Genomic DNA, 12,297 nt, shown 5'->3' with positions numbered 1-12,297 from the left:
CGTGCTATCTCCTTCCGGCCGCCCGGCGGCCGGCCTCGCCGCGCCGCTGCTCGACCTGCGGATCGCCCGCAAGCTGTATGGCGATCGCACGGTCCTCGCCGACGTCGCGTTGCAGGTCGCGCCACGCGAGATCGTCTGCGTGGTCGGCCCGAGCGGCTGCGGCAAGAGCACGCTGCTGCGGATCGTCGCCGGCCTCGACGCGGACTTCCGCGGCAGCGTGACGCTCGACGGCAGCGCGCTCGCCGGGCCGTCCGCGCGCGTCGGCGTGATCTTTCAGGAGCCGCGGCTGCTGCCGTGGCTGTCGATCGCCGACAACGTCGGCTTCGCGGCCGGCGCGCGGGGCGGACGCGACCCGAGCCTCGCGCGCTTGCTCGACGAAGTCGGTCTGGCCGGCGTCGCACGGCAACTGCCGGCCACGTTGTCGGGCGGAATGGCGCAGCGCGCCGCGATCGCGCGCGGGCTGTTCGGCGAGCCGGATCTGCTGCTGCTCGACGAGCCGTTCAGCGCGGTCGACGCGATCACCCGGATGCGCCTGCAGACGCTGCTGCTCGATGTCGTCCAGCGGCACCGGATGGCCGCGATCGTCGTCACGCACGATCTCGACGAGGCGCTGTATCTCGGCGATCGCGTGCTGATGCTCGCGCCGAACCCGGGCCGCGTCGACGACGAACTCCACGTCGACATCGCGCGGCCGCGCGATCGGCGCGATCCGTCGCTGGCCGCGCTGCGCGCGCGGCTGCTCGATGCGTTCCAGCGCTTTCACGATCGGGCGGCCGGCGACACGGCGGGGATCCCGGCCACGCCGGACTGACATCGCCGGCCGGCGCCGCACACGACTTCATCGCGCGGACACCGACCGCACGAACGCGGCCAGATCGCGATTGAACCGCTCGGCTTCCTCGATGAACGGTGCGTGCCCCGACTCCGCATACACCTTGCTGGCGATGCGCGGATTCAGCTCGGCCGCGCGAGCCAGCGTCGTGGGCGTATCGACCAGTGCATCGCGGCCGCCGTAGATGAAGAGCAGCGGCACGCGCGCGTGGCCGAGCCCCGCCGCGGCGAATACCGACATCGTCGGGATGGCCTTTTGCATGTCCCACGACGCCATCGCGGCATTGGCGAGCAACCGCTCGAACGTGGCGGCATCCGGCCGGCGGTTGAAGCACAGACCGACGAACGTGCGCTCGCCGTCGAGATGCGTTTTCAGGTCCGGCGCATTCATGTCGCGGTACACGTCCGGGTGATCGACGATCTGGCCCGGCGCGAGCTCGACCACGCCGTCGACGTACACGGCCCCCGCGATCGCGCGGTCGCCGTATCTGGCAAGGTAGTTCGAGATCACCACGCCGCCGAGCGACCAGCCGACCACGACGGGCTTGCGTGCATGCGCGCCGTCGATCACCGCGGCGAGATCGTCGCCCCAGCGGCCTCCGTCGCGATACGGCCGCGCGCCGGACGGCTTGTCCGACAGCCCGTGGCCGCGCAGATCGTACGTGATGATCCGGAATCCGCGCAGCTCGGGGCTCGCGACCTGCGCGTCCCAGTTCAGGCGGCTGCCGAGCAGGCCGTGAATCAGGATGACCGGCACGCCGTCGGGGTCGCCGCTTTCCTGAACGGCCAGCTTCACGCCGTCCGTCGACGTCACGGTATAGCTGAGCGGCGCGGCCGCCGCGTCGTACGCCAACGCGAACGGCGTCGCCCACCAGACCACGGCCAGCAGCCAGCGGATCAGCACTCGGGTAGTCACGATTTTTCCTCCAGGCATGAACGGACGCACAGTCTCAACCCTCACACTGATGTGAGAGTCAAGCGAATCGTGCTAACCTGCCGTGCATGAAAAACCCGCCTCCGCAGCCCCTGCTGACCATCGGCAAACTCGCGCAGCTCACCGGCGCGAGCGTGCGCTCGATCCGGCACTACGACGAGCACGGCCTGCTCGCGTCGGTGCGCGCGGCCAACGGCTACCGCCTGTTCCCCGACAACGCGGTGACGCAGGTCAGACAGATTCAGCGCATGATCGCGACCGGTTTCACCCTCGACGACATTCGCGGCTTTCCGGACTGCATGCTGCTGATCGAGGGCGCGCGTTCGTGCGATCAGATCTCCGCGGTTCAGCGCGAACGCCTCGAAGCGATCGACCGTCAGATCGCCGATCTGGAAAAGCGGCGTGCGCGGCTCATCAAGACCTTGCAGGATGGCGCGGTGCCGCCGCTCGATTGAGGCGCCAGCGTTCACCGGCACGAATCAGCCCCCGCGTCGCCCTTCGGGGCACCCGCTTCACATCGGAATCGTTCGAGAATGCGCGACCGGCGACGGCGCGCACACCACGCCCGCCGAGCCACCGAAAAAACGGGCATATTCAATTACCGCCGATTACAAACGCTTTTCATAAACGCATCCTTGACATGCCGAATCGCGTGGTATTTACTGCCATTGCAATCGATGCAATACGAAAAACCGCACGACGAAAAACAGGACTGAGAGTTGCATTTGCAGCGGCGCGCAGCAATACGCGTCGGCGAAATGCAAGACCGAGAAGTAAAACAGGCTTGATCCGACCGGGGGCCACATCCATGTCCGCTACCACCAAACCGCCGCCTGGCGGTTGATTCCCGCCATTCAGCCATCCGACCCCGCAGGCCTGCCGCCGGTTTTCCGATAGAACCGGGGCGGTGCCGTGACGTGCGTCGCCCACCCGAATCGCATCGCGCATGCGTCGGGTTTCAATGCGAGACGGCATGTTCGCGGAATATCCATTTTAAAAATCCGGTGGATCCCGAATTTCACCGGCGATGCATTATCAATTCGGGATTTTCTTAAATCTGTCGCTTCGATATTTCATATATTGATGAAGGAATAAAAATGAGTACCACGACGATCGAAAGTGCCGGTTACGGGGTCTACAACTCGACCATCGATGTCACGAGCCAGGTGGCGGCGGCCTACCAGAACGGCCAGCGCGTATTCACGGCCAGCAACCAATGGGGCGATCCGGCCCCGGGCGAGCGCAAGTACCTGTACATCTTCTGGACCCGCAACAGCGAATCGCAGTCGGGCGTGACCGGCGAGAACGATTCTCACGGCGTGACCCTGCCCTGAACCGCGTTCCGCGCGCGGGGCGGGCCGCCGCGCCGCGGCAGTTGGCAATCGGCAGTCGCACGGCCCGTGCGCGTCATCCGGCGCGCAGCGTGTCTTCCCCACCTTACCGATCGACAGGAGTCTTTCATGCCGTCCGTCTACGTGCAGAACATCTCGATTCCCCTGAGCGACGCCAAGCCGTCCGATTCGGGCGTCATCACGGCCCAGGCCACCTACAGCTTCCCGACCAACGTGATTGCGGCCGGCGCGTCGGTGGCCAGCTACTCGGTCTCGTTCGGCAACACCGACCACCACCTGCGCACGGTAGGCGCGAGCGTGCAGGTGCAGACGCAGAACAATTCGCCGACGGTGACCATCACGGGCTCGCTCCAGTTGATCGACAACAGCAGCAACGAGCTCAATCCGAGCAGTTGCTCGCTGATCGCGTCGGTGATTGCCTGGGCGCAATAAGCGGCGTTCGCCGCCGCGTCGCCGCGATGGGCGGCGGCGTCTTTTCCATTGCCTGGTTTGCGGTCGTGCTTTCGTGGTCCTCCGCCCGGCGTTCGGGCCGGGGACCATTTTCTCGAGGAGTCGCCATGTCCACCACCGCCAGCCAGCAGGCCGACATTCCCGCCCTGGGCGTGCTCCAGTTCGACGCCGGCAGCTTCGGTTCCGCCGTGAACCTGTTCCGCGGCAATCTCGCCTTCCCGCTCAAGCTGCTGACGCTGCCGGCGCGTGGCGGGCTGGCGTTCGACCTGACCCTGCTGTACCAGAGCAACGTCGCCGACCAGGTCTCGCAATGGAACCTCACGAACCCGAGCGGCGCGCTCGGCGTGGGCTGGAGCATGCCGCTCGAGCGCATCGTCGCGGAAACGCAGGGCACGGGCAGCCCGCTCGACGTGCAGTACTACCTGATGAGCCAGGGCCAGGCGATGCAGCTCGTGCCGATCCCCACGGCGTGGGGCCGCGGCACGCTGGCCGCCGACGCGTTCGACGACGCCGCGAGCGCGGCGCCGTTCGCGAGCGACCGGGTGCCGGCGGCACTCGCGTCCGCGCTGGAGCGACACGGCTGGCGCCCGTCGGGAGACGCGCGTGTGTCGCCCACCGGCCGCCCCGGCGAGTGGCGCCTCGACGATGCGCCGCTGCGCCGCTCGCATCTGCTGCGCCGGCAAGCGGACGGCACGATCGCCGTGACCACCGACGGCCAGTCCTATGAAACGGCGCCCTACCAGTTCTGGCAGATCACGCACTACCCGGCCTGGGACAGTTGGGAAGTCGTCCGCCCGGACGGCACGGTCGCCACCTACGGCGGCTCGGATGCGGCCGCCGCCGCGCGCAACCTGATCCAGTGGGGCATCCGCTGGGGCAACTGGGTCGGCCCGAGCCGCCGCGCGGAAAACCAGCAGCGCTATGCGGTGGCGTGGAATCTCGCGCAGTTGCGCAACACGCTCGGGCACTGGATCGAATTTTCGTACAGCACGATCGAGCAGGCGGTCGGCGACGGCACGTTGACCTACACGCGCGAATGCCAGATCGCGAGCATGGAAAACGATCTCGGCTGGTCGTGCCGGTTCGCGTGGCAGCCGATGACCTACGACACCCGCTCGCTCGACGCGCCGAAGGAATACCTGGCCGCGCACGGCGACCCGACCCAGGTGCCGGGCGACCAGCCGAACGCGTGGCAGGACCGTTACGAGACGCGCTATCTCGACCACGTCGACGTGATCGACGGCTCGGGCGCGCAGCAGACCCGCCTCGATTTCGACTGGTACGACCTGACCCTTCTCGCGCCGCGCGACGCCGCCAATCCGCTCGCCACCGGCGCCTGCTACAAACGCTATCTGAAAAGCGTGACGGACACCTTCAGCGGCGGCGCGGCCCGCCCCGGCATCGCGTTCGACTACAACTTCGATGCCGGCGGCGCGCCGAACCCGGGCGCGATGACGTCGATGACGCTGCCCACCGGCGGCGTGCTGCGCTACACGTACGCCGAGATCGACGTGGGCGCGGACGAGAACGTCGATCCGGGCTCGCGCAATCTCACCATCGACAATCCGTTCGGCGCGAGCCGGCCGGGCGCGCCGCGCATCTGGTACGGCGCCGACTACGTGGTCGTCGCGTGGTACGAGGCCAGCGAGAACGCGCTGCTGGTGAACGTCTACACGTGGCTGGGCCGCTGGATTCCGGCCTGGACGGACTGGCAGCGCTTCGACGGCGCGCTCGATCTCGACCGGACGGTGGCCACGACCAGCGCCGACAGCTTCGTGCTCGTGCTGGCGAGCCTCGACGACACGCAATCGACGCTCTATCTCGCGTCGCGCCGGCCGGTCGCGAACGCGGACTGGCGTTTCGCGGGCGAGCCCGGCGAGCCCACGCCGTACCGCTACGCCAGCAGCCAGTTGCGAATCGCCAACGGCGCCGACTTCTTCGTCGTGATCGACAACGACGATCGCCGCGTCGACCGCTACGCGCTGAACTGGCAGACGCGCGGCTGGGACGTCGCGCCCGCGCTCGCGAGCGGCACGTGCTGCCCGTCCGGCAGCATCAATACGCAATCGTACGTGGCGGCGGCCACGAATCACTATCTGGTGTTCTGCTATGACGAGGACACGGCGCACGGCCGGTTCAGCCTGATGGTCCGCGATGCGGCGACGCTCGCGTGGCGGCTCGGCAGCACGCTGGACACCGACGCGATCACGATTCCGGCCGTCGGCGCCACGTCGTATTTCCAGTTGTCGATGGGCCAGGGCTTCGCGGCAGCCGCGTGGATCGACCGCTATGCGTCGTCGGGCGGCGTGGTGAAGGCCTTCGACTACCGCCTGGCGGTGCCCGCGTGGGACGACGACTACGGCAACCTCGCGTTGCGCCCGCTGCCCGACGTATTCGACGGCCCGGGCTTCACGAACCTGTCGCCCGCGTTCATGCAGACGCTCGGCCCCGTGATCACCGGCAACAGCCTGGTCGGCTCGGGCCCGAACGTGCTGGTGTTCGACGGCGTGAGCTGGTCCTACCACTTCGCGGGCATCCAGTACCCGCCCGGCAGCGACGCGAACCGCCAGTTCTACTGGTACGCGTGGGACCCGCTCGGCGTGCTGAAGACGGAGAACACGACGTCGGCGCTCTACTCCGCGCTCGACAGTTTCGATCCCGATGCCGACACGCCCTGGGTCACCCAGGTGCTGCAGGACGAGGATCCGGCGCCCGCGGATCGCGAGACGCAGGGCTTCCCGACGCTGGCCGGCGAATTCCTGTCGCAGAACCGCGACCTCTACGGCCGTTCGGTCTGGCCCGCGTGGAACCCGATCGCCGGATTCCGGCTGGGCGAAATCACCGTCGATCGCTTCGACAGCACGACCGTCATCAACCAGGCGCCGGATTTCCTCGCGTTCATGACGCTCGACGCCGACGGCGCGCCGCTCGACACGCAGGTGCGCTTCTTCAGCAACGGCGGGCTGCTGCGGGACGCGCAGGGCGAGCCGGTGGTCGAGCGGTTCCCCGGGCAGCAGATGTTCCGCCTGCTCAACAGCACGCTGCAGTACGAGACGGCCATCTCGGGCAAGCTGCCGGCGATTCCGTCGGGCTTCGTGACCTTCCCGTCGGGCAACGAGATCGACGCATCGACCCACGTCACGCTGCACCGCTATGCGAATCACTCGCTGCATGCGCCGCTCGCGGCCTTCGTCGTGACCGCGCTGGCGATGGACAGCGGCTACGACACGATGCTGCGCTGCTATGCGTACGCGGACGTGTCGGCCAACACCGATCCGTCGGGCAGCATCGTGCAATTCTCGACGGTGTCCGAATACCAGGCGTGCGAGACGCCGCAGGCACAGCGCTACGGCTGGACCACGAGCCATTTCTACAACGGCCTGCCCGCGCGCACGCTGCAGTTGCCGGACGATTGCCGCGTCCGCGCCGGCGCATGCGGTACGGCCGCGCCCGTCGACGACGCGTATTCGCTCGCCGCCGGCCTGCTGTTGTCGACCTCGGTGTACGACCGCGACGGCACGCTGCTGTCGTCCACCACCAGCGACTGGACCTACACCGACCAGGTGGCGAGCGACGCGAACGGCGCCGCGCTGCGCAATCTCTACGACGCCGTGCCGCAGATCGCGACGTCGATCGAGAGCCTGCAGGGCGTCGAGCGCACCATGACCTATGCGTACAACGCGGCCTCGGGCTATCCGGCCACGGTGCAGACCGCCTACTACGACAGCCGGGGCGAGCTCAACGTCACGCAGCGCACGTCGTTGTTCGGTTTCGAGGTCTACCCGGCGATGTGGAGCGCGCACATTCTCGCGCCGGTGGCCAGTGCGTCGACGCGGGTGCAGGCGGACGGCGGCTGGCTGTTGCAGGCCGCGAAAGCGCAGACCTTCCGCAGTTGGGCCCGCGACGACGGCACCACCTATCTGGCGGAAGCCGACAGCTGGGTCGCGGTCGACGCGGATGCGCCGCCGTTCGCCGCGTGGAACGGCGGCCAGCCCGGCGCGGGCTGGCTGCTGGAAGAGCGTATCGACACCCGCGACGGCGAAGGCAACGTGCTGCTGTCGCACGACGTCACCGGCCGGCCGATGGCTTCGCTGTTCGACGACGCGGGGCGTTTTCGGATCGCGGGCTTCGTCAATTCGGCCAGCGGCAATGCGTACGACAGTTTCGAGGATTACCAGCGGCCGACCTGGAGCCTGCCGGCCGGCGCGGCCGTCTATCGCGACGACGCGGCCAGCGGCACCGCGTGCCTGCAGATCACCGCGTCGGCGACGCTCACCCGCGCCGTGACGTTGACCGACGGCCGCGCGCGGCAGTTGTTCGGCCTCTGGTTCAAGAGCCCGCCCGGCGCGACCGCGCGCGACTTCGCCGTGACGCTGACGCTCACCGCGCCGGGCGGCGCGCAGGTGAGCCGGCGCCTCGCGCCCACCGCCGGCCAGTGGCAACCGCAGCAATGGACCGTCGATCCGTCGTCGCTGGGCCTCGGCGCGAACGCCACCGTCACGCTCGGCATTCAGGCGGAACTGCCGGCGGGCGGCGCGGCGTGGCTGCGGCTCGACGACGTGTTCTTCACGCCGCTCGACTGCCAGTTCCAGTCGATCGCCTACGACGGCGCACGGCTACGCACGCTCGGCACCACCGCGCCGAACGGCGTGCGCTCGCGCACGCTCTACAACCCGTTCGCCGAGCCGTCCGTGACGGTCGGCCCCTGGGACAACCCGAGCCTGATCAGCATGACTGGGTTCGCCGCGCAGGACACGACGATCGGCCCGGCCGCCCCGTTTCCGCGCGCCACGCCGAACGCGGCGATCAACGTCACCGGCCAGGGAACCGGCGTGTACGACGGCTTCTGCAACGGCGCGCTGGCGTTCTACACGGCCGCGTCGGGCAATGCGGCCGACTGGACCGCGGGCGGCGGCCTGCTCAGCTATCACGGCGAGGCCGGCGGGCCGCTCGGCGCGCGGCTCGAACGCACCGGTTTCGCGGCGACGAGCATCGCCGCACGCGTGCTGGTCGATCGCGCCACGCTCGGCGACGCGGTGCTCGGCACCGGCACGTGGTTCGTCGGCTTCAGCCCGGCGCAGGGCTGGCGTCTGTGGCGGCTCGACGGCGCGAACGCGGTGCTGCTGCAATCCGACAGCGGCGCGCCGGCCGCACGGGAATGGCTGCTGGTGGCCGTGACGGGCCGCGTGCTGTTCTTCGCCGACGGGCGCAAGGTGTTCGAATATGCGGACGCCGCGATCGCCGCCCCGTTCGGCCTGCAGCTCGGCATGACGGCGCCCGGCAGCTTCTCGGCGCTGGCCGTGGCCGAGGACGTCGGCCTGAGCGTCGAGTACCGGGACGGCCTCGCGCGCAGCCTGCAGACGCTCAAGCTCGAATCGGCCGATAGCGCCGTGCTCGACACCGGCGTGTACGACGAGCGCGGCAACAGCGCGATCCAGGCGCTCACGAGCCGCGTCACGGTGTCCGGCGCCCAGGCGCTGTTCGTCTACCAGGACGGCCTGGTGACCAACGGCGGCGCCGGCGGCAGCCTCTGGGAAGGCGCGCCGCTCGAAGGCGCGCTGGCCGCCTGGCACCCCGATGCCGGCGGCTATCCGTTCTCGCGCACCGCGTACGAAAACGCGCCGCTCGGCCGGCCGGTGGCGTTCGGCCAGCCCGGCTACGACTATGCGATCCGGCCCGGCAACACGCATTACGCGACGCGCGGCTACGGCGTCAATACCGATGCGGGGCGCTTCGCGTACCCGTTGCCGCTCGGCGAATATCACCTGACGGTGGACGTCGATCCCAACGGCGCGCTCACGCAAACCTGGTCGGACACGGCCGAGCACCTGATCGGCCGCGTGGTGCAGAACTCGGCCACCGACGACAGCCTCGACTGGCGCATGAGCCAGATCCACGACGCGCAGGGCCGCACCGTCGCGTCGGTGCCGCCCGCGTCGTACGCGGCGGGCGGCGCCGGCACGAAAACCGTGCCGGCCGGCAGCAGCACCGCCGAATACGACTTCGCCGGGCATCGGCTCAGCTCGACCGACCCCGACAGCGGCACCACGCAGATCGTCTACAGCAGCGCCGGGCTGATGCGCTTCCTCGCCGACGGCAATGCGTTGAACGGCGGCTACGTCGCCTATCGCAAATACGACACGCTGAGCCGCGTGATCGAGGAAGGCACCTTCGCCGTCGCGTGGGATCGCACGCAGCTTCAGCAGCATGCCGACGACCCCGACTGGCCGCCGTCGCCGCCCACCTGGAGCGTGCGCCGCCACTACGACGGCGACGGCTCGGATGCAACCCAGGACGACCATCTCGTCGGCCGGCTCTGGAAGGTCGAAGTCAACCAGGGCAACGCCGGGCTGGCCGCCTTGACCGAGACGGTCGCGTACGACCGGGCCGGGCGCGTGCTCGCGCGGCGCCGGCAATTCGCCGGGATGCCCGCGGGCGACTGCGTCATCGCGAATACGTGGTCGGCCGGCGGCAACCTGCTGTCGAGCACGGATTCGGCCACGGGGCTCGTCAGCCTGCGCCGTTACGATGCGCTCGGCCGCGTGCTCGAGGTCGCGGCCGACACCGGCGGCACGACGACCGTGCTGATCGCGCACGAGTACGAGCCGAACGGCAAGCCGGCGCTCACCCGGCTGCTGCCCGACGGCAACGGTTCGGCGATGTTGTCCCGGCGCTTCGCGTACACGCCGCCCGGCTGGCCCACCCTCAGCGATGCGGGGGCGGTGCTCAGGGAAACGCTCGGCTACGACACCGGCGCCTGTCAGGGCGGCGGCTACTACAATGGCGAAGTCGCGAGTCAGACCGTCACGGCGGACGTGCCCGGCGGGTCGCTCGGGCCGGCCTGCACCACCATGGATTCGCTCGGCCAGTTGACCGCGTTCGGTGCCGGCACAGACGCGCAACGCTGGGACATCGACCTGAACGGCAACTTCGAGCGGCACACGCGCGGCGCCGATTCGGCCGGTTACACGTATGCGGCCGGCACCAACCGACTGACCGGCTACACGGCCGCGCAAGACACCACCACGTTCGCTTACGACCATGCGGGCGGGATCATCGGCGCGAGCGACGGCGCCGGTGCGGCGCGCTGGCAGATCGGCTATGACGCCGGCACCGGGCGCCCCGTCAGCTACGCCAATCCGGGCGTGTCGCTGTCGATCCTGCGCGACGCGGACGGCAATCGCGCGGCGCTGACCCGCACGAGCGGCGGCGCGACCACGCAGCGCTTCCAGATGTCGATGCCCGACGGCGAAGTCGTGATCGATACAGCAAACGGCGCGAGCGAGCCGACCCGCTTCATCGCGGCGCTCGACGTCCAGGTGGCGTGGCACGACGGGCGCTTCTACTTCGGGCTGCTCGACCATCTCGGCAGCGTGCGCGTGCTGCTCGACGCGAGCGGCGAGACCGTCAGCGCGTGGCAGTACGACGTATACGGCCAGCCCACCGTGCTCGTGGCCGCGCCGCTTGCGTGGCCGCGGCTGTTTACCGGCCACAACTACGACGCGGATTCCGGTTTCTACGACTGCAACGCGCGCTTCTACCACCCCGGATACGGCCGTTACCTCAGCGTCGATCCGATGCTGGAAACGCCGTCGCCGTACGTCTATGTCGGCAACAACCCGCTCGTCTTCACCGATCCGAGCGGCATGAACGTGTGGGGCATCATCGTCGGCGCGCTGGTCACGCTGGTGGTGGGCGTGGCCGGCGTGGTGCTGCTCGGCACCGGCATCGGCGCGGCGATCCTGGTGGGCGTGGTGGCCGGCGCGGTCGGGTCGATGGCCGGCGACCTCATGAGCATGGCCACCGGCGACCAGATCAGCTGGAAGCAGTTCGGCATCGACGCGCTGGCCGGCGCGGCGGCGGGCGCGGCCGGTGCGCTGGCCGGCGGCGGCGCCGGCGCCCTGACCGCGCGCGCGGCGCTCGGCTTGAGCGCGGGCAAGGTGGCCACCACGCTGTCGGTGTCGCTCGTCTCCGGCATCGCGGGCGGCGTGGCCGGCGGGGCGGCCGGGGCCGGCGTGACGGCCGGCATGACCGGGCAGCCGTTCTTCAGCCGCGCGACCGCGCTGAACATCGCGATCGGCGCGGTGGCGGGCGGCGGCGCCGGGCTGATGGCGGCGGGTGCGCACCTCACGTTCTTCACCGGCAAGGAATCGCTCGGCGTCAACCCGACGCCGCTGGAGAACGCCGGCGAAATCCCGAACTATCCGCCGCCGAACACGCCCGGCCTGCCGAGCGAGCCCGGCCAGAGCGGCCTGGTCGGGAAGGTGCGGATCCTGATGCCGAACGATCCGGTCACGACCAGCGTGAAACGCACGTGGGATGCGTTCACCACCGATCTGCAGCGACAGCAGTTCGCGCAGAATCTCACCCGGATCGGCAACCTCGACGTCGACGTCGTGGCGACGCATGGCATCTCGCGCAGCGCGATGGTCGAGTGGACGGGCAACAACGGCGTGCAGATCAACCGGCCGATCTCCGCGTCCACGCTGGCGCGGTTCCTGCGCGCGCAGGGCTACGGCGCGGCCGATACGAACTTTCCCGCGGCGTCGGGCAGGCCGATCAAGCTCGTCACCTGCTTCGCGGGGATGGCTGGCCGCTTCGGTTTCGCGCAGGCGCTGGCCAACGAGCTGCGGGTCGACGTGTACGCGCACTGGTGGGTGGTCTATCCGACCAACAACTCGACGCCATGGATCCGCTTTCAGCCGCGCTGACGGCGCGACGCATCGCAAC

At 69.4% G+C, this 12,297-nt stretch carries 7 protein-coding genes; 5 read left to right on the top strand and 2 right to left on the bottom strand.

All coding sequences use genetic code 11. From position 1 onward, the window contains the following. The first annotated feature begins 1 nt into the window (after position 1). Complete coding sequence (locus tag QZM15_RS31920) at positions 2–811, top strand: ABC transporter ATP-binding protein (RefSeq protein WP_302107900.1); 810 nt, start codon at positions 2–4, stop codon at positions 809–811. 27 nt (positions 812–838) lie between these two features. Here QZM15_RS31920 and QZM15_RS31915 read toward each other — a convergent pair whose 3' ends face one another. Further along, a complete protein-coding gene (locus tag QZM15_RS31915) occupies positions 839–1,747 on the bottom strand; it encodes an alpha/beta fold hydrolase (RefSeq protein ID WP_302107899.1) in 909 nt (302 codons plus the stop codon). Positions 1,748–1,833: 86 nt separating this feature from the next. On the opposite strand from QZM15_RS31915, the gene QZM15_RS31910 reads away from it, so the two are divergent. Next, positions 1,834–2,220, top strand: a complete 387-nt coding sequence (locus QZM15_RS31910) for a MerR family transcriptional regulator (RefSeq protein ID WP_302107898.1) — start codon at positions 1,834–1,836, stop codon at positions 2,218–2,220. Between the two features lie 166 nt (positions 2,221–2,386). Here QZM15_RS31910 and QZM15_RS31905 read toward each other — a convergent pair whose 3' ends face one another. Further along, positions 2,387–2,713 (bottom strand): hypothetical protein, encoded by a 327-nt coding sequence (locus tag QZM15_RS31905; protein ID WP_124657500.1) that lies wholly within the window; start codon positions 2,711–2,713, stop codon positions 2,387–2,389. 149 nt (positions 2,714–2,862) lie between these two features. On the opposite strand from QZM15_RS31905, the gene QZM15_RS31900 reads away from it, so the two are divergent. The 3 genes from QZM15_RS31900 to QZM15_RS31890 all read left to right on the top strand — a co-directional run bounded on the left by QZM15_RS31900 (position 2,863) and on the right by QZM15_RS31890 (position 12,278). After that, positions 2,863–3,099: a hypothetical protein gene (locus QZM15_RS31900; RefSeq protein ID WP_059637675.1), complete on the top strand. Its 237-nt coding sequence runs from the start codon at positions 2,863–2,865 to the stop codon at positions 3,097–3,099. Positions 3,100–3,225: 126 nt separating this feature from the next. After that, positions 3,226–3,549 (top strand): hypothetical protein, encoded by a 324-nt coding sequence (locus QZM15_RS31895; RefSeq protein ID WP_059577704.1) that lies wholly within the window; start codon positions 3,226–3,228, stop codon positions 3,547–3,549. Between the two features lie 125 nt (positions 3,550–3,674). Then, positions 3,675–12,278: an RHS repeat domain-containing protein gene (locus QZM15_RS31890; RefSeq protein ID WP_302107897.1), complete on the top strand. Its 8,604-nt coding sequence runs from the start codon at positions 3,675–3,677 to the stop codon at positions 12,276–12,278. Positions 12,279–12,297: the final 19 nt, after the last annotated feature.

The organism is Burkholderia sp. AU44665 (genome assembly GCF_030504405.1).
Classification (GTDB): domain Bacteria; phylum Pseudomonadota; class Gammaproteobacteria; order Burkholderiales; family Burkholderiaceae; genus Burkholderia; species Burkholderia semiarida.
This window is presented reverse-complemented; position numbering and strand designations above follow the sequence as displayed.

What these genes read in the sequence shown, in the direction of transcription:
- QZM15_RS31910 (WP_302107898.1), top strand. Translation starts at nt 1,834, where the DNA reads ATGAAAAACCCGCCTCCGCAGCCCCTGCTGACCATCGGCAAACTCGCG.
- QZM15_RS31905 (WP_124657500.1), bottom strand. Translation starts at nt 2,713, where the DNA reads ATGCGCGATGCGATTCGGGTGGGCGACGCACGTCACGGCACCGCCCCG.
- QZM15_RS31900 (WP_059637675.1), top strand. Translation starts at nt 2,863, where the DNA reads ATGAGTACCACGACGATCGAAAGTGCCGGTTACGGGGTCTACAACTCG.
- QZM15_RS31895 (WP_059577704.1), top strand. Translation starts at nt 3,226, where the DNA reads ATGCCGTCCGTCTACGTGCAGAACATCTCGATTCCCCTGAGCGACGCC.
- QZM15_RS31890 (WP_302107897.1), top strand. Translation starts at nt 3,675, where the DNA reads ATGTCCACCACCGCCAGCCAGCAGGCCGACATTCCCGCCCTGGGCGTG.